The 23,710-nt window shown below is 54.9% G+C and carries 18 protein-coding genes; 5 read left to right on the forward strand and 13 right to left on the reverse strand.

The window, feature by feature from the left end; genetic code table 11:
- Window positions 1-2: 2 nt before the first annotated feature.
- Both fghA and ACR0CE_RS16120 read right to left on the reverse strand, forming a co-directional pair.
- A complete protein-coding gene (gene fghA / locus ACR0CE_RS16115; RefSeq protein ID WP_480483705.1) occupies window positions 3-836 on the reverse strand; it encodes an S-formylglutathione hydrolase in 834 nt (277 codons plus the stop codon).
- A gap of 102 nt (window positions 837-938) precedes the next feature.
- Window positions 939-1,868 (reverse strand): AEC family transporter, encoded by a 930-nt coding sequence (locus tag ACR0CE_RS16120; protein WP_480483706.1) that lies wholly within the window; start codon window positions 1,866-1,868, stop codon window positions 939-941.
- Between the two features lie 145 nt (window positions 1,869-2,013).
- Here ACR0CE_RS16120 and ACR0CE_RS16125 point away from each other — a divergent pair, with 145 nt between their 5' ends.
- Window positions 2,014-2,631, forward strand: a complete 618-nt coding sequence (locus tag ACR0CE_RS16125; RefSeq protein WP_480483707.1) for a TetR/AcrR family transcriptional regulator — start codon at window positions 2,014-2,016, stop codon at window positions 2,629-2,631.
- Between the two features lie 200 nt (window positions 2,632-2,831).
- On the opposite strand, the gene crcB is transcribed toward ACR0CE_RS16125, so the two are convergent.
- Window positions 2,832-3,194, reverse strand: coding sequence for a fluoride efflux transporter CrcB (gene crcB, locus ACR0CE_RS16130; protein WP_480483708.1), 363 nt, complete (start codon window positions 3,192-3,194; stop codon window positions 2,832-2,834).
- Complete coding sequence (locus ACR0CE_RS16135; RefSeq protein ID WP_480833178.1) at window positions 3,191-3,559, reverse strand: fluoride efflux transporter FluC; 369 nt, start codon at window positions 3,557-3,559, stop codon at window positions 3,191-3,193. The genes crcB and ACR0CE_RS16135 overlap by 4 nt, the downstream gene beginning before the upstream one ends.
- Window positions 3,560-3,810: 251 nt before the next feature.
- Here ACR0CE_RS16135 and ACR0CE_RS16140 point away from each other — a divergent pair, with 251 nt between their 5' ends.
- A complete protein-coding gene (locus ACR0CE_RS16140) occupies window positions 3,811-5,391 on the forward strand; it encodes an FMN-binding glutamate synthase family protein (protein WP_480487475.1) in 1,581 nt (526 codons plus the stop codon).
- A gap of 85 nt (window positions 5,392-5,476) precedes the next feature.
- Here ACR0CE_RS16140 and ACR0CE_RS16145 read toward each other — a convergent pair whose 3' ends face one another.
- Genes ACR0CE_RS16145 through ACR0CE_RS16160 form a run of 4 tightly spaced genes read right to left on the reverse strand, consistent with a single transcriptional unit; the run spans window position 5,477 to window position 9,393 of the window.
- Complete coding sequence (locus ACR0CE_RS16145; RefSeq protein ID WP_480483711.1) at window positions 5,477-6,133, reverse strand: ABC-type transport auxiliary lipoprotein family protein; 657 nt, start codon at window positions 6,131-6,133, stop codon at window positions 5,477-5,479.
- Complete coding sequence (locus ACR0CE_RS16150) at window positions 6,130-7,446, reverse strand: MlaD family protein (RefSeq protein ID WP_480539126.1); 1,317 nt, start codon at window positions 7,444-7,446, stop codon at window positions 6,130-6,132. The genes ACR0CE_RS16145 and ACR0CE_RS16150 overlap by 4 nt, the downstream gene beginning before the upstream one ends.
- Before the next feature lie 5 nt (window positions 7,447-7,451).
- Window positions 7,452-8,267: an ABC transporter ATP-binding protein gene (locus ACR0CE_RS16155; RefSeq protein WP_480833179.1), complete on the reverse strand. Its 816-nt coding sequence runs from the start codon at window positions 8,265-8,267 to the stop codon at window positions 7,452-7,454.
- Window position 8,268: 1 nt separating this feature from the next.
- Entirely contained in the window at window positions 8,269-9,393 is a 1,125-nt protein-coding gene (locus tag ACR0CE_RS16160; protein WP_480483714.1) for an ABC transporter permease, read from the reverse strand.
- A gap of 257 nt (window positions 9,394-9,650) precedes the next feature.
- Here ACR0CE_RS16160 and ACR0CE_RS16165 point away from each other — a divergent pair, with 257 nt between their 5' ends.
- From ACR0CE_RS16165 to ACR0CE_RS16175, 3 genes are all read left to right on the forward strand, one after another.
- On the forward strand, window positions 9,651-11,189 hold the full coding sequence (locus ACR0CE_RS16165; protein WP_480833180.1) for an alkaline phosphatase family protein: 1,539 nt from the start codon (window positions 9,651-9,653) through the stop codon (window positions 11,187-11,189).
- Between the two features lie 201 nt (window positions 11,190-11,390).
- Window positions 11,391-13,286 (forward strand): PAS-domain containing protein, encoded by a 1,896-nt coding sequence (locus ACR0CE_RS16170; RefSeq protein WP_480539144.1) that lies wholly within the window; start codon window positions 11,391-11,393, stop codon window positions 13,284-13,286.
- Complete coding sequence (locus tag ACR0CE_RS16175; RefSeq protein WP_480483716.1) at window positions 13,286-13,987, forward strand: response regulator transcription factor; 702 nt, start codon at window positions 13,286-13,288, stop codon at window positions 13,985-13,987. The genes ACR0CE_RS16170 and ACR0CE_RS16175 overlap by 1 nt, the downstream gene beginning before the upstream one ends.
- 115 nt (window positions 13,988-14,102) lie before the next feature.
- Here ACR0CE_RS16175 and ACR0CE_RS16180 read toward each other — a convergent pair whose 3' ends face one another.
- From ACR0CE_RS16180 to ACR0CE_RS16200, 5 genes are read right to left on the reverse strand one after another with little or no spacing between them, the layout of a single operon-like run.
- Window positions 14,103-15,413 carry an HlyD family type I secretion periplasmic adaptor subunit gene (locus ACR0CE_RS16180; RefSeq protein WP_480487484.1) on the reverse strand — a complete coding sequence of 437 codons (1,311 nt, stop codon included), beginning with the start codon at window positions 15,411-15,413 and terminating at the stop codon, window positions 14,103-14,105.
- A complete protein-coding gene (locus ACR0CE_RS16185; RefSeq protein WP_480833181.1) occupies window positions 15,397-17,544 on the reverse strand; it encodes a type I secretion system permease/ATPase in 2,148 nt (715 codons plus the stop codon). Before ACR0CE_RS16185 ends, ACR0CE_RS16180 begins: the two co-directional genes overlap by 17 nt.
- On the reverse strand, window positions 17,541-18,884 hold the full coding sequence (locus tag ACR0CE_RS16190; RefSeq protein ID WP_480487488.1) for a TolC family protein: 1,344 nt from the start codon (window positions 18,882-18,884) through the stop codon (window positions 17,541-17,543). Before ACR0CE_RS16190 ends, ACR0CE_RS16185 begins: the two co-directional genes overlap by 4 nt.
- Window positions 18,874-19,713: a SapC family protein gene (locus ACR0CE_RS16195; RefSeq protein WP_480833182.1), complete on the reverse strand. Its 840-nt coding sequence runs from the start codon at window positions 19,711-19,713 to the stop codon at window positions 18,874-18,876. Before ACR0CE_RS16195 ends, ACR0CE_RS16190 begins: the two co-directional genes overlap by 11 nt.
- 46 nt (window positions 19,714-19,759) lie before the next feature.
- Window positions 19,760-23,590, reverse strand: a complete 3,831-nt coding sequence (locus tag ACR0CE_RS16200) for a beta strand repeat-containing protein (RefSeq protein ID WP_480833183.1) — start codon at window positions 23,588-23,590, stop codon at window positions 19,760-19,762.
- Window positions 23,591-23,710 lie beyond the last annotated feature (120 nt).

Here is a 23,710-nt window from a genome sequence, read left to right on the forward strand (position 1 = left end):
TCTCAGTCTCCGTACAGCGCTTCGGCGTGGAAAACGATGTGATCTTCCATGAAGGTAGATACGAAGAAATACGAATGGTCATACCCCGGCTGGAGGCGGAAGGTTGCTTGCTGGCGGCGCTCAGCGATGGCTTGGGCAAGCGCTTCTGGGCGCAGCAGGTCCATGAACTGATCATTGGTGCCCGTATCGATCAGGATGGGGCCGTCGAAACCGGTTTCTTTCATCAACAGGGAAGCATCGTGTTTGGCCCAAAGGGATTCATCATCCCCCAGATACGCGCCCAGCTGTTTGCGCCCCCAGTCAGCGCCCGTCGGGTTCGCGATGGGTGCGAAGGCCGAAACCGAGCGGTACCGTCCTGGAAGGTTCATGGCCAACGTCAATGCACCATGCCCGCCCATGGAATGACCCGTAATGGCCTGACGTTCGCTATCGATGGCAAAGCTTTCGAACAGCAGGGTAGGCAATTCGTCGGCAATGTAGTCCCACATCCGGAAATGCGGTGCCCAGGGCTCCTGCGTGGCGTTCACGTAGAACCCAGCGCCCTGACCCAAATCGTAGTCGTCATGATCCGCAACACTTTTACCGCGTGGCGAAGTGTCGGGAAATACCACTGCAATGCCTTGTTCCGCAGCCCAAGCTTGTGCGCCGGCTTTTGTCATCGCGTTTTCATGGGTGCAGGTCAGACCAGACAGATACCACAAGATCGGAACCGGGCCATCTTTCGCCTCGGCCGGAAGAAAAAGGCCAAACGTCATGTCGCATTGGCATGTCGACGAAGCATGGCGATACACGCCTTGCACTCCGCCGAAACAGGCATTTTCCGAAAGGGTTTCCATTAGGCATCGTCCTTATTCTAGAGTCGCAACATGGCTAACGATCCACGGACCCGGCGTAAAGTCCGAGTGCCTTTGGAGTGAGTATTTTTGAAAGGGTGAAGGTCAGGGGGTACCTAGAGCCGCAATAACAAGTGGTATGGTGACAATGCTGACGAGCGTCGACAGTAAAATAGCAGCCGAGGCGCGCTGTGGGGCAATGCCGTAATGCGCGGCCAGCATATAGACATTTCCTGCTACTGGCAGAGCTGCTGCTGCAATTGCAACGCTTGCCGGGAATGTTTCGATCGGGATCAGCCAGATCAGGGCGATTGCTACGAAAAGCGGGTGGAGCACTAGTTTGCAGAAACTCAACCAGGCTGCGATCTGAAATCTTTCCGCGGATTTGCCAGCAAGGGACGCACCGATTGCAAAAAGCGCTCCGGGGGTTGCGGCACCACCGAGGATGGTCAGAAAGTTGTTCAGCGGATCGGGAACCGGGATTTGCAGGGATGACCAGACGAGCCCGGCAGAGATCGAGACAATCATCGGGTTCTTGAGCAGACCCATTCCAATCAGTTTGAAAGTGGCTGGCGTCAGCCTTCCGTCACGCCCACCGTTGATCAGGATCACGATCAGAGACGAGAATACAACCAAATCTACGGTCAGGACCAGCATGACCGGGCCAATAGCGGCTTCGGTGAACAGCAGCGCGAGCATTGGCAGGCCAAGAAAGCCAACGTTCCCAATAGCAGCGCATTGTGCCTCAACCGCCGAAGTAGGCACGTCAAGGCCGCGTATCCACGCTATGCAAGTTGCTATGCCATAAACAGCAGCGGTTCCTACGAGATAACCGAAGATCAGTCTTGCGTTGAAAATCTCTGCAAAGGGCAGGGTCGCTGCAAATCGAAACAACATTGCCGACAGCGCGAAGAAGAAGACGAACTTGGTCAGATATGCGGTTGCTTCGGCCGTAAAGAACCGTGTGCGCCCAGCCCAAAAGCCAAGGCCGATGATTGCAAAAAAGGGCAGTGTACGCAAAAAGATATCGGCCATGGGCCAAGTCCTAGCACGGTTTAGAACCGTCGCAAGAGCTCAACACCCCAAATTGGGCGAGGTCAGAGTTAAGGGGGATACGAGAATCCTTGTACCTGAACCGAACGGTTTATAAACTGTGACAGGTATTGATCGAGGAGATGACATGACCCAGACCGCCACCATCCTGCGCACAGGCCGAAAGTTTGATCAGGTTTTGCGCGGGGCCCGAGAGGTTTTCATGGCGGACGGATTCGAGGGCGCAAGCGTGGATGACATTGCCCGCGCGGCTGGAGTGTCAAAAGCAACCTTGTACAGCTATTTTCCGGACAAGCGCCTTTTGTTCATGGAAGTTGCACAAACGGAATGCTGTCTTATGGCCGAACGGGTCGTCGCGATGATCGACGAGACCAAACCCGCACGAGAAGTTTTGATGATCGCGGCCACACAGTTGACGGCGTTTCTGGTTTCAGATTTCGCGCAGCAGGTTTTCCGCATTTGTGTTGCCGAACGAGACCGGTTTCCGGAACTTGGCCGCGCATTTTACGAAGCGGGGCCGCAAAACGGCCAGCGTCAAATGGCAGAATACCTTGAAAAAGCCGTGGCTAAAGGTGAGTTAGCAGTTGAAAATGTCCAAATAGCGGCTGAGCAGTTTTCCGAGCTTTGCAAAGTACGGATCTGGACCCGGGCTGCATTTGGAATTCAGAATTCATTCAGCAAAGAAGAAATCGCTGAAGTAGCGACACAAGCCGTGGACATGTTTCTTGCCCGGTATGGGGTCTGATCCAAGAAAGAAATGGCCCATATCCGGATCAGGGACACAGGCCATTGCTCACACACCAGAACACTCGATGCAGTTCAGCTTACTGCGATAAGTCTTTTCAAACTCTTTATTTGTCGAACTATTGGCGTGGCTTGGGACCCAACATTGGCCGGAAAGAAAAGCAGGTCAGCGTTCAAACTTGTTGTCCAGCTTGATGCACTTTAGCTCGTTAGCAACAGGCCAAGCCAGAAAGAAAACCAGCACAGAGCAAGGCTGATCAGAATATTGCCTGCTGCCAAAAGCAATGTGCGCTCGCGGTGAAGTTCGAGCGATTGGTAGGCAAAGCTGGAGAATGTTGTAAAACCACCGCAAAACCCGAAAACAAGGCGTTTTTGGTCCTCTGGAATGTCTACTGGACCTCCTAAAAACCCAACCCAGATCCCCAGCAGCAAGCTACCCAACACATTTACGAGCAAGGTTGCTAGTGGCAAGTCGTGCCGAATCTTCAGCGCCAGCCAATGGCGCATCACAGCCCCCAGACCTCCGCCCAACGCGAACATGGAATGAAGATACACTTCGCTCATGACGGCGTCTTTTCGGAATGAAAATGCCGTCCAAGTCTTTCACCAAACAGCGCGGCAGCAAGGCCAAATGAAACTTCAAGCCCGATTGCCAGGGACGTTACCCATAGGCCGCCGTCGGCTATTCGTTCAAGATCTGCAACAAAAGACGAAAAGGTCGACAATCCACCGCAAAACCCGACGGCGCCAAGATGCAGAACATGCGCGTGCACCTTATGGCGCACGGAATATAGCGAGCCCAGAACAAAACAGGCGACTACGTTGATGCCAAAAGTCGAGGTGAGAAAGCTTAGACCTGGGATCTCTAGTGTAAACGCCTCACGCAACAACGACCCAAGTGCACCGCCTGCGAAGACGGATAGAAACATCACGCTTTTTCGGTCATGCCAGAGGTGGGATTGTGTGTTTGCCAAGGATCGGCCCTTTGTCGTCCGTTAAGCGTGATTTATCCGCCGGTTGCACCGGGTTCAACAGTTGGGCGGTTCGTAACATGATTTCACGTTTGCGTCCCTCAGCAGACATTTTTCCGCGGGCACTTGAAATAAAATTTCAATCTGTTTCACGTTGAGTTCTGACAGCATGGCTCATCAGCCCGATAATAACACAAGGAGTATGGAACATGATTGTACGCAGAATTTTCTTTTTTCTGAGCTGTGTCTGTCTGCCGGTGGTTCTGATCCTTGGGTTCTTCTGGTCTCATGCGCTTTGGCTTCTGATCATTTTGGTGCCGTACGCGATCATCGGTCTTTATGATGTTCTGACGACCAGGCATAACGTCCTGAACAATTACCCGGTTCTTGGGCATTTCCGGTACATGCTGGAATTTGTAAGCCCGGAAATTCGCCAATATTTTGTGGAAACCAACGAAAGCGGACGGCCTTTCAACAGGATTGTCCGAGGGCTGGTTTATTCTCGGGCCAAGGGGCAGGTGGACACACAGGCGTTCGGCACGCAATACGACATTACCGAAACCGGGTATCATCGCGCCAACCACTCACTAGCCCCCAAACATGTAGACAAAAGTGAAGAACGCATAGTGCTGGGGGGTCCGCAATGTACGCAACCCTACAGCGCCTCACGCCTTAATGTGTCTGCCATGAGCTTTGGCGCGCTCAGCGCCAATGCCATCCGCGCGCTGAACGGAGGAGCCAAGGATGGGGGGTTCGCGCATAACACCGGAGAGGGTGGGCTGTCACCGCATCATCTGGCCGAAGGCGGGGACATCATCTGGCAAATCGGGACGGGTTACTTCGGGTGCCGGACCCCTGCTGGTGGATTTGACAAGGACAAGTTTGCCGAAAAGGCAGGAAGGGACGTGGTCAAGGCTATTGAGATCAAGCTGTCTCAAGGTGCAAAGCCCGCCCATGGCGGTGTTCTGCCTGCTGCCAAAGTCGATGCCGAGATTGCCGAGATACGGGGAGTGCCCGAACATCAGGATGTGATTTCTCCGCCCACCCACAGTGCCTTCGATGGGCCCACAGGTTTGATGCATTTTGTCCAGCACCTGCGAGAAATGTCAGGCGGCAAACCTGTCGGGTTCAAGCTGTGCATCGGCAGGCCGTCCGAATTCATGGCGATCTGTAAAGCAATGCTTGAAACGGGTATCTTGCCGGATTTCATCACAATTGACGGGGCCGAAGGGGGCACGGGCGCAGCCCCGGTGGAATTTACCAACCGGTTGGGTATGCCCCTGAACGAAGCCTTGATCTTTGTCAGCAACTGTTTGCGTGGTGTCGGAGTGCGTGACAAGATTCGGATCATCTGTTCCGGAAAAGTGGCGACCGGTTATGACATGGTCGAGAAGTTGGCGCTTGGTGCCGACATGTGCAACTCGGCGCGCGCGATGATGTTTGCGGTGGGTTGCATCCAGGCATTGCATTGCAACACAAACCGTTGTCCGTCAGGGGTGGCTACACAAGATCCCATCCGCGGGCGCGCTGTGAACGTGCCGCAGAAACGCCGCCGTGTTCATCGCTATCACGATGCCACACTGGAAAGTTTCCGCGAGCTTTTGGGCGCGATGGGCAAGGAAAAAGCGTCCGAGTTACATCCCCGTGATATCCTGCGCCGAACTGCGGACGAGCATGAGCGTACCTATGCCGAGCTTTATATTTATCTGGAGGACGGTGCCTTGTTAAAGGACGACATTCCCGAAGAATTTGCAGATGATTGGAACCGAGCTTCGGCCGCACAATTCTGAAAACCACATTGGGTAGCGCGATGATTGGTCATGTGAAAGCGCGGCCGTAATTGCCCGCTTTTTCCGCCGTCTTATGCAACTTTCGTTATCTGGGAATGGATCGCGGGTTGTTTGCCACGTGGGTATTGATCTTGCGAATGCTCCATTCAACAGAATCTCTCATCGCGCGCCCCAAGGCCAGGTCAAACGCGTTGATCAGATCCGGCGTCTGATCGCTTGCCGCCACGACGTTTTCCTGGAACGAGCTGGATGCAACGATTTTATCTTCGTATTCGTCGATCACCTTGATGTTAATGCGAACTTCGACGCGAATATTGGCTCCGTTCTCGGTATTTTCGATCACGACCCCCTGAAACTCTCGAAGGTCCGGGGCTATTACATAATCGGCCCGCAGGCCAACGGTTGAGCGTCCAACAGCTGCGACTTTGCCCGAGTTCTCAAAGCTTTCAACCAACAAGGTTTGAACGATCAAGGGCGCGCGATCCACCCAGCGGGCGCGGGGCAAATATTGAACCTGCAACGAGGTGGGCTGAATGGCAATCTGGTCCGTGTTTACAGCGGCAGTTGCCGTGGGTTCCTGAACGACGATCTGCTTTTCAATCCTGGGCAGCGCCGAGGAAAACGTGCTTTTTGGGGTCAGCAGATACAAATCATTCGGTTTCGCCGCTTGTTGCAACGTGCCCAGACCAGCGCAGCCGCCAAACAACGCGACCATCAACATTGCAAGTGCAGGCTTGATCATTGACGGAACTCCGATGCTTGGGTGCCCAGAAGGAAACGTGCCGGATCGCGTTCAACTTTGTCTACGAGGCGATCCAGACTGATAACAAGACGCTGGGATTCTTCGATGAAACGAACAAACTGAGGCAACCCGACCCGCAGGAAGTCTGACACTTGTCGGCGGTTGCTCTGAACAATGTCGTCGATGGTTCCCAGCAATTCGGACGCGGAATTTGATGCGCTCAGGACGTCGTCCGAGATCTGGTCGATCTTTTCCGTTATGCCCGCGACGGTTTCAGTCACCTGATTGGCCGCCTTCCGGACATCTTCCGCAACAGGTGCCACGTCTTCCTCCATGACACGATTTGCAGAGTCAAAAGCGGATTCGGCCGAAGCCAGCGCCCCCTTGGCGGACTCCATCGTCGTAGTAATCGAACCAAGCGTCGTATTGGCGTTCATCACTGTTTCGTTCACAATTCCAAGGGTAACGCTGCCTTCATCAGACAAAACGGTCAATCGTTCAGCCAGTTGCGAGCCTCGCTCGATGAAAGGCTTCACGTCTTGCTGCAAAATACGGTCCGCCGTCTGAATGGTTGTATTAGCTTCATCCAGCGCTGTCTTGGCGGACTCGGATGCCGTTTTGACAGCTTCCAGTGTTTCAGAGCCGGTCTTGAGCGTTGTTTGAGCGGTTTCGATCAGAGGGTCCAGCCGCTTTGAAAACGCGCCAATATCCTGCGCAGCGCTGCCGATGTCATTTGCGACGGATTCAAAACTTGTCAGTGTCTTGTCCAGTTTACCTGTAGCCGAAGCAAGATTGTCCAGAATACCGCTCACAGCTTCCCGGTTTTTATCATCGACGACTTTGTTCAGGTTTTCCAAAAGCGTCACGGCTTCATCCAGAGCTTTTGGCGCGCCTTCGAACAGGGATTGAATTGCGCTGCGTTTGCTCTTGATAATGCTCTTTTGTGGCAATCGTTCAGCGTTAGCCGATCCACCGGTCAGTTCAACATAGCCGACACCGGTTACGCCAAGGGACTGAAGCTGTGCGATTGTCTCATCGGTTATCGGAATGTCTGCGTCCACTTCGATCCGCACTCGAACCTTTGACGGATCATTTTCATCCAGTTGCAAGGAAACGACCTGCCCGACCGGCAGGCCGTTGAAGTTCACGCCGCCGGCTGCCGACAGACCTGCGACATTGTCAAATAGTACATCGTAATAAGCGTATTGGCGCGTGATCTCAAATTTGGCGAGCCACAGGAAAAAGCCGAATGCGCCCAGCAACCCCGCAAGGGTAAACGCGCCGATCAGAATATAGTTCGCCCGGGTTTCCATTGCTTTTACCTGTTTTGCCCCTTCTGCTGCGCCGCGCGGGCGCGGGGGCCTGTGAAGTATTCCTGTACCCAAGGATGATCGACCTTGGTCATGTCCTCAATCGGACCTTCAACCAACACGCGCTTTTCTGCAAGCACCGCAACGCGGTCGCAGATCGCGTATAGACTGTCCAGATCATGGGTGACCATGAAAACAGTCAACCCAAGTGCCTGCTGCAACTCGCCGATCAGTTCATCATACGCGGCTGCGCCAATCGGGTCCAATCCTGCGGTTGGTTCGTCCAGAAAAACGATCTCGGGGTCAAGGGCAAGCGCTCGTGCTAGCGCGGCGCGTTTGCGCATGCCACCCGACAGTTCTGACGGAAACTTGCCGCAACTCAGCTGCGGCAGACCCACAAGGCTGATCTTCAATGCACCCAGAGACTCCATCAGCTTCTCGCTGAGACCTGTATGTTCCCGCAACGGTGCCATAACGTTTTGCAGCACGGTCAGTGACGAAAACAGTGCCCCGTCCTGAAAGGCAACGCCCCAGTGGCGTTCGATTCTGCGGCGATCATCCTCTGGACCATTCAGAACATCGACGCCCAGAACTTCGATTTCTCCGGCTGCGGGTTTGTTCAGCCCTACGATAGTTCTGAGCAATACGGATTTACCGGTGCCCGACCCGCCGACGATTCCCAAAACTTCGCCTCGCCAGACGTCAAGATTCAGGTCTTCATGTACCACTTGCGTACCGAACTGAGTTCGGAGCCCGCGTACACGAATGACAGCCTCACGACCTTTAGTCGCGGCAGCTGATGGCTGTGGTGTATCCCCGGTCATGTCATATCCCGATCTCTGAGAAAAAGATCGAAAACAAAGCGTCGATTGCGATCACCATGAAAATGGATTGAACAACTGATGCAGTCGTACGTTGACCGACACTTTGGGCGGACCCTTTGACCTGCATTGCCTGCCAGCAGGCGATAACGCCGATGACGAGCGCAAAGAACGGAGCTTTGATAAGACCGACTGCCAATTGCCAGACGTCGGTGTTTTCCTTCAAACGGGTAAGAAACATTCCGGGGCTTACACCCAGGTCGATCCAGCTCATCAAGGCGCCGCCAAACAGGCCTGCCATATCGGCGACAAAACCCAATATGGGTAGCATGATCAACAATGCCAAAACGCGCGGAATGACCAGAACTTCGATCGGGTCCAGACCCAGCGTTCGCATTGCGTCGATTTCTTCCTGCACTTTCATCGAGCCGATAGATGCGGTGAATGCAGAACCCGAGCGCCCGGCAACGATTATAGCCGTCAGCAATATGCCCAATTCACGCAGAACCGAGATCGAGATCAGCTCGACCACGAATATCTCGGCTCCAAATTGCTTCAGTTGGGTCGCCCCCTGAAATGCTAGTACGACACCGATCAGAAACCCCATAAGGGCCACGATTGGCAGTGCCTTGAACCCGGTCTCTTCCATGTGTGTGACCAGCGCTGCCTTGCGAAGCCGCCATGGCATGACAATGGTACGAAACAGCCGATGCAGTGTCAGACCCAGAAATTCGAGGATGGAAAGCGTATCCCGCCAGGCACCTACAGTGATGTGACCCATTTGTGCGATCAAATCTAACAGACTTCGCGGTTTATCAAGCTCACCGGGTTCGTCGGGTATGCTACGGGTTACAGTATCTATCAGAGTGGCATGTGCCGGTTTCACCCCTTGAAATTCAAGTGTTGCACCTTGCGACGTAAAGCGTTTGCCAAGGTCCGCGATCAGCCAGGCACCGCCGGTATCCAGGGCTTCGACCTCGGACAGATCGAGAACAAGCCTGTCTCCGGTTGGGCGGACAGAGGCAAAACCTTGTTCAACGGTTTGCAGCGATTGCGTGAGCAGCTCTCCGGATATGCGTACACGAGTACCGCTGGAATCGTGTTCTGAGATTATCGAAGGCTGCGTCATGAGGTCATGTGAAGTGAAACATTCAGTGACCGCAATGGCTTTGTGCCATTGGACTTCTTTTTGCCGCGCTGGATGGCCTTGACGTCACGCCGACCGTCGCATTGGAGCTATGCTGAACAGGTGCATGCCAGAGGTTGTCGCACAACAACTTTGTCGGGATAGCACGCCTTTGCCTGACCGACAAATCGGTTGCGCTATGGCGGGAAGCAATACACATTCCGCGTTGTTTGTTACGGCGCGGAATCGGAGAAGTCGGTATGCATCAGACCAAGAACGTCTTGTTTGTCATCATCGACCAACTTAGAGCGGATTGCCTGTCCGGGGCCTTGGCAGACCATGTGAACCTTCCGAATTTGCGGGCTTTTATGGATGAGGCCGTGACCTTTACCCGCCATTTTTCGGTCACCAATCCCTGTGGTCCCTCGCGCGCATCGATTCTGACCGGTCAATATGCGATGAATCATCGGTCGGTAAGAAACGGAACGCCGTTACGGCACGATACCCCAAACATCGCCACGGAGATGCGCAAAGCTGGTTACTTGCCAATGTTGTTTGGGTACACAGATACCTCCGCCGACCCGCGCGTCCATGATCCCAATGACCCTGACCTCAAGTCTTACGAACAGTCGATGACCGGGTTTGTTGAAATTGTCGAAATGCGCCTTGAAGAATCATATCCTTGGCAAGCGCATCTGATGAAAAAGGGGTACCAGTTCGAAAAGTACTGGGATGTCTACAAGCCCGTTTCGCCCGACGGTGGACACCCGCGGCTGAATGATCCCGCGCTGTATCGGGCGGAAGACAGCGATACAGCTTTTCTGACAGATGCCTTTCTTGATGGGATCGCGCCGCATCGTGGAAAGGGTTGGTTCGCCCATTTGACCTATATCCGCCCGCATCCGCCCTTGGTCGCACCGGCCCCGTACAATGACATGTATGACCCGGCGGATATCCCTCTGCCGCACTGCTTGCCAAGCGCAGCAGCAGAAAAAGCAGTGCACCCGTTCTTTGGACCAAAGCTGGATACCTTTAGCGCGAAAAAATTCGTTCACGGTTTCGATGACGTTGAACCTACGGACGAAAACATTCGCACCTTGCGTGCTATATATCTGGGTCTGGCGACCGAGGTTGATCACCACATCGGTCGTGTTGTCCAGTACCTGAAGGACAGCGGGCAATACGACGATACATTGCTGGTTATCACCGCCGATCATGGTGAAATGCTGGGGGATCGACACAGCTGGGGCAAAATGACGGTCTACGACGCAGCGTATCACACACCGCTGATGATCCGTTTGCCCGGGAACGAAGCTGTGGCTGGAAGCAAGATCACAGTACCAACCGAGTCCGTGGATGTCACTCCGACCATATTGGATTGGATAGGGCAGGCTGTTCCGAACGCTATGGATGGTCGGTCCTTGCTGCCATTGTTGCGGGGTAATATCCCAGACGATTGGCGCGATTATTCTTTCAGCGAACTTGATTTTTCAGAACCTGAAAACCCGACGCTGTGGCAGCAAGACTTGGGGACCGGTAACAGCGACTCGTGTTTGGGAATATTGCGGGATGAACGGTTCACACTGGTCGAGTTCGCTGCCGATCTGCCCCCGATCCTGTTCGACCACCAAGGTAAGGGCGAATTCGAGAACGTCGCGGAGAATCCAGATTTTGCAACGGACCTCGCACGGTTAAGCCGACAAATGTTGCGCCACCGGATGAAAAATATGGACCACACATTGTCCTTGCATTCGATCACATCTGAGGGTGCAAAATCCCGCCCCAGATACACATCTTAGAACGCGGTTTTTTGTCAACGTTCATCTATTCTAACTATACCGGGCACTCGGTCACGGGCAGGTGTGTCGACGTATTTCTCTTTGCGCATTCGCGGATTGGCAAAAGCACTTGAACGAAGGCAGAGTCCGAAACGCCTCCCCTCAATTCCACTACCCGTGCATGATTTCTGATGCTAGGCATGAGCCGTGGAGAAAACGAAGTTGGACATAACGGAAAAGCGTATCAAGGCGATGACGACCGCCGGGCTGAACCTGATCGGTCAGGCGCTTTCCATTTATGACAACAAGTTGCAACTGGTGCTCAGCAATCGCCGCTTCCAGGAAATGTTCGGTTTGCCGGATGAGCTGGTTCAAAGGGGCGCTCTGTTTAGCGACACGATCCACTTTCTTGCCAGCCGCGGTGAGTATGGCGACGATGAAAGTGTCGAGGAAATGGTCAATCTGCGTGTCCAGCAAGCCTTGGCGTTTGAACCCCACTACATGGAGCGCGTGCGCCCCAATGGGCAGGTTGTTTCAATTGAAGGCGCGCCGCTGCCCCAAGGTGGGTGGGTCGCGGTCTACACGGATATTACCGGCACGCGGCGGGCGGAAAACCTGTTGCGGGCGCGGTCAGAGGAACTGTCGGAACAGTTGCTTAGCCACGCGGAAGAACTGTCCGCAACCAACCGCAAACTTGCGGCCACGATCGCGGCGCTTGAAGAGGCCAAGCGGGAACTGACCGAAATCGAAGCGCGTACTCGTATGGTGACCGAGATGATGCCGGCTCATATCGCGCATTTGGACAGCGACGGCCGTTACGATTACTCGAACCGCCGCCTGAGCGCCGTCATGCCCGGGCGTCCGTCCGATATTCTGGGACTTCATATTTCTGAAGCGTTAGGCACGGCCGCCTTTGAACGGGTTCAGGCCCATTTGCTTAAGGCCTATAGCGGAGAGCCGTCGGTCTTTGAGTTCACTGAAGATCAGGATTCCCGCCGTATTCGGGTTTCGTTTACGCCAGATGGGGCAGGGGGTGTGTACGTGATGTCGGTGGACATCACCGAAGAGACACAGGCACGCGTTGCATTACAGCAAACCCGCCGCCGGGCGATGGCTGCCCAGATGACCAGTGGGCTTGCCCATGACTTCTCCAATCTGCTCACTATCATCCTTGGGATGCAGTCCCGCCTCGACAAGATGGATTTGCCGGATGGCGCGCAGGAACTTGTGGCCGCAACTCAACAAACGGCGCGCCGGGGCGGGCAGCTGTTGAACCGGATCGCCGACATGACTGGAAACCGAACGCCGCAACCGCAGGCCACTGACATCGGGGGATTGTTGGAAGACCTGAGGATTCTGGCGACGCCTTCGCTGCCTCGCGGTGTGGGCCTGTCCGTCGTAAACACCTTGCCAAAACAGACATTGATGCTTGATCCGGGTATGGTTCAGGATGCGCTTTTGAATTTGGTTCTGAATGCCAGGGATGCCTGCGGGAGCACGGGCCAGATCACAATCAGTGCACATGCCATTGGTGAGATCTGGATCGAAGTCACGGTTTCCGACACTGGGCCGGGGTTTTCACCCGAGGCGCTTGAAAAAGCGCTGAACCCGTTTTTCACAACAAAAGGGAGCGACGGTTCGGGTCTGGGGCTGCCGATGGTTTATGATACGGTCAAGCTTGCTGGTGGCGATCTGAATCTAAGAAATACGCCATCTGGGGCCTCAGTTGTCATGCGTTTGCCTTTTCGGCCCGCTCCTCCGGCGCAGGACGGATTGGTACTGTTGGTTGAAGACAGCGAAGACCTGCGCGGGCAGTTTCGGGACATGCTGGTGGATTTGGGCTTTACTGTCATTGAAGCAAATTCAGTTGATGAAGCACTGGCCTTGATATCAAGTGTGAAGGATATTTCGCTGGTCTTGTCCGATATCCGTTTGGAAGGACACGGTACAGGCTTGGATATCCTTGAACAGTTGAAACCGGGGTTGCCGCTTATCCTTATGACATCTCTGCCAAATTCAGATCCGCTGCATCAACGGGCCCTTGCTTTGGCACCTGTTTTGCGTAAACCGTTCTCACAGGCCCAATTGTCCGCTCTCATCCAAGCCGAGGCCGCCTGATGTCGCAACCAATGGTGACCATTCTCGACGACGAACCCGAAATTCGGCGCATTCTGACGGATGCGCTGGAGGATGCCGGTTTCAGAACGCAGAGTTTTTCCCGTGCCAGAGAGTTTGAAGCATCCCTTAATCGAGTAACCCCTGATGTCTGCCTTGTGGACCTGTCCTTACCAGATACCGACGGGCTGGCGCTTGTTCATCGCTTGGCGCTGGAACAGGGTGCAGCAGTGATCATTATTTCCGGCCGGGCGCAGGTTCAGGACCGTGTGACAGGGCTGGAGCTTGGCGCAGATGACTATATTACCAAGCCGTTTGACCCCACCGAGGTCGTAGCCCGGGTACGGGCCAGGTTGCGCGCGCCGCGCGGTCGGACATCACAATCGGACAGGGCGGAATTCAACGGCTGGATTGCGCATTTTGATCGGTATGTTCTGGAAGACGGGTCAGGGGCTGAAACACCTTTCAGCCATGCAGAAGGCGAGGTTTTGCGTCTGTTTCTGGAAAGCCCCAAGCGGCTGATCAGCAGGGGGCAGATGCAGGAATCCTTGGGCGGTGCAGCGGGCGACAGCTTTGATCGTGCTATGGATGTCAGAATCTCCAGATTGCGTACGAAACTTGGTGAAGACCCAAAGAATCCGCGCCTGATCAAAACGATTTACGGTGCCGGGTATATTTTTTTAGGGGATGTCGACTGGAAATAGCGACGCTATGTTGGCCAGAGTGTGAACCTGAATTTCTTTCGATCCCCTCTGCGTCAGGCAGTGTAGATAGAAAACACAGTAAGCGTCGCAAGAACGAATATTTTGGTCTTTGCGTTCACTCACGCAAAGCTTGATCTTTTATCTTCACGACAGGTTCCAGCAGATACTCCAATACGGATTTTCGACCTGACAAAATGTCAACCTCTGCGATCATGCCGGGTATGATTTCCACTGCGACACCATTTCCATCGAGCATGGTGTTGCTCGTGCGAATTTCCACAACGAACACCTCTTCGTCGTTCCGCTCTGATCGTGTGACGGTATCGGCGCCAATCCGTACGATTTCACCATCCAGCGCCCCGTATCGCGCAAAATCGTAAGCCGTGATCTTTACCTTTACGGGCTGTCCAGCACGCAAGAATGCAATATCTTCGGGCTTTACGTAAGCTTCGACCAATAGTGTGTCGTCCAGGGGAACAATCTCGACAAGATCTTCGCCACTCCGCGCCAAACCTCCAATGGTGGTTCGGTGGATGCGGTTGACGATACCGCGAACCGGAGAGCGAACCTGCGCTCGTGCAGCGCGGTCGCGTAGGGCAGGCAAGGCGGGTTGCAAGGTCGCCAGTTCCGCAGTTGCAATGGCCAATTCAGTAAGCGCCGCACTTCGAAATCGGCTGTGAGCAGCTTGAATCCGATCATCTATTTCATTTAAACCGGTTTGCAACCTGCTGGTCACGGCTTCGGCACGGACTTTGCGGCCGCGCCACTCAGCCTCGCTGCGCCGTAACGCCAGCAATGTCGTTGCCGGTTCCATTTGCCGCTCAACAAGCGGAGCTATGATTGCACGCTCCTCCCCAAGCACCTTTAAAGTTTCTTCTGCTGTTACCTGATCCACTAAACCTTCTTCGTGTTCTCGCTGCTTTTGCTCACGCTGACGTTCCAATATGGCGATTTCTGCTGCCAGCTCTGCTTGCCGACCCTGATACAATGCAGTTTCCGAACGCACGACACTGGGCGCACCTTCGATCAGCTGAGCACCGAAATTCAATTGTGTTCCATCAATTTCTGCCTGCAGTCGCTGTGCACGGGCTTGCAGCCCGAAAGCGCGCTGTTGTTCCTGGCTAAGTTGGCTGTCGATTTGTGTGGCGTCCAATTCCATCAACAATGCCCCTTTGTCGACCAACTGGCCTTCGCGCACATGAAGCGACCGCAGCACGCCAGGCTCGGCGGCGTCGATCACCTGTATGTCTCCCGAAGGCACGATCCGCCCATCGACCCGCGTTACGTCATCCAATTCGGTCAAATGCGCCCACAACCCGGCCGAGACAATACACGACAGGATCAACAGCAAGAGCAATGAACCACGAACGGGGGACCGCCCCTGCATTTCGCGCGCCAACTTCGCCAGATCAGGATGCTGCGACATTCAGGTGCCTCCCTTTCTGACGCATGTGCTGCGTCAGCAGGCTCTTGGGTCCATCAGCTGCGATTTTTCCGTTTTCCAGAACGATAACCCTGTCCACAAGCTCCAGCAGACTGGTTCTGTGCGTTACAATGACCAGGGTTGACCCGGAGGTTGACGCACTCAGGCGTTGAACCAGTTGGGCTTCGGTTTTGACGTCCATCGCACTGGTTGGTTCATCAAAAAGCAAAACCGGAGGTCGCCCGATAAGTGCCCGTGCCAGGGCGATTGCCTGCCGTTGCCCACCGGAAAGCCCCTCACCGCGTTCAGCGAGTTGAAGGTCATAGCCCGAAGGATGGCTGTTCACGAATTCTTCGACACCGGCAATACGGCCGGCTTCGACGATGTCGCAATCTCTGGGCCGGACTGCGCCACTTGCGATATTGTCCCTGACAGACCCCGAAAAAAGCCAGACATCCTGCAGAACGGATCCGATATTGCGTCGCAAGTCACCCGGGTCGATCTGACGTATGTCTAATCCATCAATCATGACCGAGCCCACTCGCGGCGTGTAAAGCCCCAATAGCAGGCGCGCAATCGTGCTTTTCCCGCACCCGATTTGACCGAGAATTGCGACTTTCTCGCCAGGCTTGATTGTGAATGAGACACCATGCAGGGTATCTTCGCTTTGGTCAGAATACGAGAAATGAACGTTATTGAAGGCAATTGCCCCTTTGAAATCAGATCGGGTCAGCCATGTGCGCCCCTCCGGGCGTTCGCTTTCTGCATGCATTAGCGCATTGAGGTTGCGATAGGCGCACCTGGCCTGATTTATGCGGGTCAAAGTCTGCGCCAGTTGACCCAGAGGGGCCAACGCCCGACCGGTCAACATTACCGAAGCCACCAGCGCACCCATGCTGGCTTGCCCGTTTGTGATCAGAAAAACACCAAGAAATACGACAAGCACTTGTGCGGCCTGTTGGGTGAATCCGGTCAGGTTCAGGGCAAATTGCGTGACGGTTCGGCTTCGTGCACCATGCGCTGACTGCTGTTCGATGGCCTGTTCCCATCGTGCGCGCATTTTTCTGCCTGCTGCCGTTGTTTTAATGGTTTCAAGTCCCGAGACAGCCTCAACCAGAACTGATTGCTTGGACTGTCCATCGGACAAGCTTCGTTCCGCCATCCTTGATAAAACTGGCTGCACCGCCAAACCTGTCAGGAGCACCACCGGTACGGCCAGTGCAGGGATCAAAGCCAGTTGTCCCCCAACCAGATAGATCACCAGGATGAACAACCCGATGAAAGGCAGGTCAACAACGGCCACCAGCGTCGCGGATGTACAGAATTCTCGCAGAGTTTCAAACTCGCGAATGGTGCTGGTCATGGCACCGGTAGACCCAGTTCGCGATTTCATCTGGATGTTCAGCAACTGGTCGAAAATGCGCCGGCCCATCAACAAGTCGGCTTTCTGCCCAGCCTTGTCGATAAATCCCGCCCGCAGCAACTTGAGGGCAAAGTCAAAACACAGTGCCAACGCCACACCCAGGGTCAAAGCGATCAGAGACTCTGTTGCTTCGTTGGGCAATACCCGGTCATAGACCACCATGATGAAAACGGACGTAGACAAACCAAGGAGGTTTGCCAGCGCCGCAGCGAGTGCGACTTGAACGTATGACCACCGGCTGGCGGACAGGGCGTTCCAGAACCAGTGACCGCCATGTGAACCGGGCCCGTCCAATGTTTCGCCGTCGTGATGGCGACGGAACAGGATTGCGTAACCGGTATGACAGGCTGCCAGCATGTCTTCGGAAACTTCACCGATACCTTCGCCAAGCTCTGGGTCGAAGACCAAAAAGGCGCCAGCTTGCGTTCGTCCGTGAAAGACAACGGCTTTACCCTCTGCCAACAGCAACAGGGTGGGTGTCAGATTGTCATCCAAGTCGGAAAGGCGCATTGCCCCATATCCCGCCTGCATGCCCGCCTTTGGCGCGAGGGCGAGAATGTCCCGTACTGTCAAATCCCCATCTGCGCCAGTTTGCGCCGCGTGCAGCGCCGCGAGACTCAATGGCCGTTCAAGTGCCGACGAGATATTCAACAGACAGGCTTCAAACGGTGTAAGTAACGAGGCATCGGTGGCAGGGTGGGATGCGTTCATTGTGTAGTGCCCCAGTCGCCCAATGAAACCCCAAGCAGGTCGAGTATGTCTCCGGTCAGGCTTAGGGCTGCATAATTGGTTAGAAAGTAGCTCTGTTCCGCAAGGATCAAACGTTCCTGAGCATTTACGTAGTCGCGCTGAGCATCCAGAATTTCAATGAGGCTACGGCGGCCGATTGAAAATTGTTCACGGGATGCAGCGACACTTTCCGCGTTAGCCTCTACGGCAATCCGGGCTTCGCGTAACCGATCGGCACCCGCTTTTTGATCCGAACGGATAAAACCCAATTCTCGCGTAATTTCTCGGATAAGCTGCTCGCGCGCAAACTCTGTCTCTTTGACCAACGATTCCGCCGCTGCTATTGCGGCGCGGCGTTGGCCGGTGCTGTCCAACTCGTAATTGAAAGAAAGATCCACTCCAAAATTCGCGTCACGATTGTTATCCTGGTTTGCGAATGCGGCGACCCTGACATCAGGGCTGCGGCGCGCTTGCGCTGCGGACCATTCCGCCTTGGCGGCCAGAAGGCTTGCATCGGACCGCCGAACCTGAGGACTGTTCATTATGATCTGCATGTCACTTCTTTCCAGCCCAGGTGCCGGAACTGGTGCAGAAAGAGTGCCAGGTTCATCCCCAAATACTTCGCGGAACCGCGCTTCGGCACGGTCTGTGCGCGCATACGCATCAGCCAGTTTTGTGCGTGCATCGGACATGCGTGACCGGGCTGCCAGGACGTCGGCACTTGAACCGACGCCGTTTTCTGTTCGGTCGGTTATCTGGCGAACAAGCTCTTCATGGGTCAAAACATTCTGTGCTGCGATGCTTTGAATCTTTCGTTGATCGAGGACAAGTACATAGGTCTCGATAGCTGCGAGCGCAGTGGATGAGGCCGTTTGAATTTGATCGCCTCTGCTTTCCAAGACACGTGCCCGCGCAGCGGTCAGATCCCCTGAAGCCGCCCCGCCGTCATAGACCAATTGTGAGACCCTCAGATACGGCGATACATCCGCAATATCTGATGCAATCCTTTCAGATCGCGCGTTTAGCCCCAGCGAAATCTCCGGGAGAAAAGCGCCTTCAGCCGCGTCTTGTTTGGCCTTCGCGATGCCCATTCTGGATTTGACTTGCGCCAGGTTTGGGCTGTTCTCAACCGCCTTTTTTACCCGCTGCCCGAAGGCGCTGTGACTGAGTGTTTTTGATGGTTTAGTTGCCCCAGCACCGGCTGTTTGGGCTGCGAAGGACATCGTCACAGGCGTCAAATCGGGTGGACGCGTGCAGGCGGAAACCGAAACCAGAAGCAGACTGAGCGCGACAAAATACTGCGAATACTTACTAAACGGCATACTGACCCTCCTGCCACCGATGGTCGAGCAAGCTTTCCTTTCGTTGGGCGGCTGCCAGCGCCTCCATAAATTCTGAAGCACCCGACCTAACGCCGGTCGACGACTTTTTCTCCAATTGCTCGACGCGCATTTGAGCTGGCAAGAGCCACGCGCAATGGGTCAAGGAAACTTGGTGGGCATGTATGAGGCGCAGGCCTCCGTTCATGGCGAGCAATGACAGATGCGCTGAAGGAACTTGCCGCAAGGCAACCAGCTTGACACCAAAGTAACCGTCGAGGCATTCGTCCATTTGTGCGCAGGCGAGTGGGGAAAAAAGCCCCATATCGCCTATCGTACGGCACAACTGATATGTGTTCTCCAGTGATGCTGTAAGAGTGCGAAAGAACGCCTGGACATTTCGCAGTTCAGCCCCCAGCGCTCCGGTTCGGTCAAAGAATGGTTCATCGTCGGGGTTGTCGGTAACCAGCTCCAGGCTTTCGTTGACAAGCAAGTCAAATTCCCCCTCTCCGGTTTCGTCCTGAAGCTCAGGTGGTCGGGATTGAAAGGGCACACACCGTAGTGCCGAGGGAACATAGCTTGCGCGCCATTCCCCTTTTGCTGACACGTATGGCGTCGGTTTGTCTGGTGTCATCGATAAGATTGCCACGGGGTAAAATCCCCGTTTGGATTTCCGGAACGCGATCGGAAAATTGGCCGCTGCCTGTAGGATCTCTGCCTCAGCCACCGGGCAGTCGACCATATCGCGCGCGAATTCGAACGACGTGTAACGTTTCCAGAACCGATGACCATGTCGTACTCGTGTGACCGGGGTTAAGCCATTCTGTGCCAAAACTGCCTCGTGTTTCTGATGAACGCCAATTTGTTCCTGAGCTGGCTCAGGCCGTCGCACCGGTTGGGTCGGTGTGTATGATGTTGTCGGCTGTCAAGCCGCTGAGATCGGCGAGGCCATGGAAAGTGGCGAGGGTTTCGACGTTGGCATCGCCAGGTGTCACGAAATCAACTTTGATCAGGACACTGTCCGTTCCGTCCGTTGCCATCACATAGAGCGCGTCACCTGCAATTGCTCCGGCAAGGCTCTCTACAGCCGTTTCGAGTGTAACGGCATTGAGGTCTGCAAGAACGGTATCGAGGCCTACAAATCCAGTGTCTGTGCCTAATGTGTCACCGACAGTAAGAAGGTCAAAACCCGTGCCATCACCTCGGAGCGTAGCGACATTCAGTCCGCTGAACATCAGAGCGTCGGTTACATCTGCTGCGGGCCCAATTGTGAAACCGGTTATGCTGTCTACGCCATTGTTGTTCGGGTCGGCTTCAAAGACAACGACGTCCCGTCCGGCTTCGGTGATGTCAATGCTGTCATCTCCGCCACCGCCACGAATGATTGTATCCGTGTTTGCCGCGGTGAGGATGTCATTGCCATTGGTGCCAAACTGAACTGCAACAGGGCCACCTTCAGGTGATTTTATCGTCAACTCAATGGGTTGGGCAGCATCCTGTATTGTCATTGTGAAGGTGACAAGAGGTTGGGACAAATCAGAAAAAACAGTCGCCGCCCCAGCGAAGTTGATGATGTCTCCTGTACCTGGGTTTGCAAGGAACAAATCGAACGCGCTGTTTTCCGAGTCAGACCCGGTGTCGAATGTGGCGACAGATGAGTCGAACTCAAGCTCCGCTGTAAAAGCCAAGCCACCAGAGATGTCACGATTAGCATCAGCATAAATGGCAAATGTAACGGTTGATCCACTGCGCCCGACTTCTGAGACCACGTAGGCAGCTGGTTCATGAGCAACCGCCTGATCCGATACAGGTAAGGGATCTGGTCCCCCTGCAACGGTTGCCTGGGCTGATATAGTCAGGGCATCCCCAGCTTCTATGGCGGCGAAATCTGACGACGCAACAGCCAGTGTCCAGGATCCGTCCGCGGTTACTGTCGCGCTGCCGACGGAACTGCCATTCAGCAAAACATCTACAATCTGGCCGTTTGAAAGCCCGGCAGAGGAACCGCTGACAGTAATGCCTGACGCCTTGGCATCGGCAAGGGCCACTGCGTTGTTCACGCCGACATCGTCCAGCATCAGAACTGGCCGAAAGTCCGTTGTTACCGAACTGCTTGCCGCTACTGCGCTGTTGCCAGCGATATCGTCTACTGTTGCGGTGATGGTGTAGTTTGTTCCATCGGAAAGCGCATCCAGGTCGCTGGCTGGCACAGTTATCGCCCAAGTTCCACCCGATGCAACACCTGTATAGGTTTGCCCGCCAAACGTGACAGAGACTATTTGACCATCTTCCGAGGTCGTCGTGCCTGAAATTGTCAGGTCTGTAGCTTGTTCCATTACATCCAATACGGAGCCAACCGGCAAACTGTCGATCGTGATTGCTGGCGCTGTAAAATCGGTTGTGAAACTCGTCGAGATTTGGTTGCCATTCCCAGCAGTGTCTGAAACAGAAGCCGTGACATCATAGGTACTTGCGTCCTGGAGGCCTGAAAGTTCGGCAACTGTTGCGGTGTAGGTCCAGACACCACCGGTTACCGTCGCTGTACCGCTTACATCTACAGTTCCGTCTGCGCGCGCGATCTCCACAGTAATGACCGTTCCATCCTGAGCGTCAGAGGTTCCCGAGACAATCAGGTCGGTGCCTTGCTCAGCAGCGTTCATGACAGTGCCGTCAGAAATACTGGTTATTCCCAGGGTAGGGGGTGTGAAATCGGTCGTGAAACTGTTGCTGGCCTGTGACGCCGGATTTCCTGCGGCGTCGGAGACATCCGCCGTTACCGCCACGGCGGCAGCATCAGAGAGGGCCGCAAGGTCGGCAGCGGGGACAACTGTGCTCCAAGACCCTCCGGTGGCTGTAGCAGTGTAAAATTGACCGTTCAAAGTGACGGTCACGACTTGGCCATCTTCGGCCGACGTTGCGCCCGATATTGTCAGGTCCACCGCTTGTTCGGCAGCATTCATGAATGCGCCGGTCGAGAACGTGTCGATGCTGAGGGTCGGTCCTGTGACGTCTTTCGAAAGTGTCACATCAGCCTGAGGGGCTGTCAGCCCGTTTGCGTCGCTGACATCTGCGGTGATCTGAAAGCTGCCTCCGTCGGACAAAGATGCCAGATCACCGGCTGGGACAGTTACAGTCCATGTTCCGCCCGTCACTGTCGAGGTATATGTTTGACTATCCAGTGTGACGGTGACTTGCTGGCCATCTTCGACATTGGCGGTTGTGCCGCTTATAGCCATGCTTGCCGCGGCTTCAGCGGCGTTGAGAACTGCGCCGACGGAAAGCGGAGATATCGAAATTGAGGGGCCAGTCAGGTCTACTGGTACAGTAACTAGAATCGGCACGGCCGGGTTGCCTGCGATATCCTCGACCGCCACAACAATTGCAGCAGGTGTTCCGGTCGACAGACCGCTGAGGTCAGAATTGGGGATCGTGACAGTCCAGTTTCCGCCTGTCGCAGTACCGGTGTACACCTGCCCGTCGAACGTGACGATGATGGTTTGCCCGTCCTCGGCCGTGGTGGAACCCGTTAAGGTTAAGTCACCAACCACATCAATCAGGTCAATTGATCCACCCGCAACAGGATCCAGAGAAACACTTGGCGCGGTGAAATCTGTATCAAAGCTTCCGCTGGCCTGTGCGGCCGGGTTTCCAGCCGCGTCAGTCACGTCTGCGGTGACATTTACGATTGCGCCGTCAGGCAAGGCGCTAAGGTCAGCCGCCGGGACGGTTACGCTCCACTGTCCTCCGGAAACCGTACCGGAATAGCCTTGCCCGTTCAGTGAAACCGTTACGATTTGCCCGTCTTCAGCATCAGTTACACCGGTGACCGTCAGATCGGTGGCCTGCTCTGCCAGGTTGAGTACCGGCCCGTCAGAAAACCCGGTGATCGACAGGCTTGGCGGGACCGTATCGATGTCAAACTGAACGGATTGTGTCGACAGCTCAGCCCCCGACCCATCCAGGTTCCTGATGGTCACCGTCGACACACCCTGTGGAAGCCCGCTGGCTTCGGCTGCTGTCAGAGAGATGCTCCAGCTGCCATCGGGGTTGGGTGTCACGGTTTTCACCAGTGACCCTATTGTGACTTCGATGGTCGCAGTCCCTTCGGGAGCGATGGCGTTGGTGCTAATGTTGTTCAGCGCAGTGGATTGCAACTCGGCGAGGTTGAGGCTTGTGTAAGTCGGGGTGGGTTCGGATACGACGGGGCTGTCTTCACCGCCACCGCCGCCACCTCCTGCGGCCGCAGCCGCCCCTGCCAGACCCAATCCGCCCAACGCCGCGGCGGCGCCACTGATGCCGCCTGCGGACGCGCCCGCGGAAACACCTGCTTCCACGGCGCTGAATTGGGCAATCTCCTGAACCGCATTCTCAGCGATCATGATGGCACCGCTGTCCAGGATCTGGACGTTTTCAGCGGTCACAATCATTGTGCGGCCATCGGCCATTTTTAGAAGAACATCGCCATTCTTCAACAGCTTGACAGAGCGAACGCCTGGAATGGTTTCCGCGAATTGAAAAGCATATAATTCTTCAATTGTGGCTTGTGACAACGCGGGCAAGGCCATCAAAGTTGAAATCAGCCCACCGGCCGCTCCGCGTCCTGCCCAGCGGCCAAGTTTTCCTTCGATCCACTGGCGAATATGTTGCTTGCGGTCCGTTTCCGAAGGTTCAGCCGCCGGACGGTTGTTGAACTCTGGTGCATTGGTCATCTTACCCTCACATGTGGTTTCCGCGATCACCGAAATGGATGACAGGTCGCGCTGATAACGGCTGGCTCATCTGTCTTTCCCACTGGCTACTGTTGCGATCGAAAGTGAAAAATTGAGTTA

The organism is Ruegeria sp. L11, assembly GCF_056531755.1.

Excerpts from the sequence above, each read along its gene's own strand:
- ACR0CE_RS16185 (WP_480833181.1), bottom strand. The coding sequence starts at position 17,544 with ATGAACGCATCCCACCCTGCCACCGATGCCTCGTTACTTACACCGTTT.
- ACR0CE_RS16120 (WP_480483706.1), bottom strand. The coding sequence starts at position 1,868 with ATGGCCGATATCTTTTTGCGTACACTGCCCTTTTTTGCAATCATCGGC.
- ACR0CE_RS16145 (WP_480483711.1), bottom strand. The coding sequence starts at position 6,133 with ATGATCAAGCCTGCACTTGCAATGTTGATGGTCGCGTTGTTTGGCGGC.
- ACR0CE_RS16165 (WP_480833180.1), top strand. The coding sequence starts at position 9,651 with ATGCATCAGACCAAGAACGTCTTGTTTGTCATCATCGACCAACTTAGA.
- ACR0CE_RS16200 (WP_480833183.1), bottom strand. The coding sequence starts at position 23,590 with ATGACCAATGCACCAGAGTTCAACAACCGTCCGGCGGCTGAACCTTCG.
- ACR0CE_RS16175 (WP_480483716.1), top strand. The coding sequence starts at position 13,286 with ATGTCGCAACCAATGGTGACCATTCTCGACGACGAACCCGAAATTCGG.
- crcB (WP_480483708.1), bottom strand. The coding sequence starts at position 3,194 with ATGAGCGAAGTGTATCTTCATTCCATGTTCGCGTTGGGCGGAGGTCTG.
- ACR0CE_RS16190 (WP_480487488.1), bottom strand. The coding sequence starts at position 18,884 with ATGCCGTTTAGTAAGTATTCGCAGTATTTTGTCGCGCTCAGTCTGCTT.
- ACR0CE_RS16160 (WP_480483714.1), bottom strand. The coding sequence starts at position 9,393 with ATGACGCAGCCTTCGATAATCTCAGAACACGATTCCAGCGGTACTCGT.
- ACR0CE_RS16155 (WP_480833179.1), bottom strand. The coding sequence starts at position 8,267 with ATGACCGGGGATACACCACAGCCATCAGCTGCCGCGACTAAAGGTCGT.
- ACR0CE_RS16150 (WP_480539126.1), bottom strand. The coding sequence starts at position 7,446 with ATGGAAACCCGGGCGAACTATATTCTGATCGGCGCGTTTACCCTTGCG.
- ACR0CE_RS16140 (WP_480487475.1), top strand. The coding sequence starts at position 3,811 with ATGATTGTACGCAGAATTTTCTTTTTTCTGAGCTGTGTCTGTCTGCCG.
- fghA (WP_480483705.1), bottom strand. The coding sequence starts at position 836 with ATGGAAACCCTTTCGGAAAATGCCTGTTTCGGCGGAGTGCAAGGCGTG.
- ACR0CE_RS16135 (WP_480833178.1), bottom strand. The coding sequence starts at position 3,559 with ATGTTTCTATCCGTCTTCGCAGGCGGTGCACTTGGGTCGTTGTTGCGT.
- ACR0CE_RS16180 (WP_480487484.1), bottom strand. The coding sequence starts at position 15,413 with ATGTCGCAGCATCCTGATCTGGCGAAGTTGGCGCGCGAAATGCAGGGG.
- ACR0CE_RS16125 (WP_480483707.1), top strand. The coding sequence starts at position 2,014 with ATGACCCAGACCGCCACCATCCTGCGCACAGGCCGAAAGTTTGATCAG.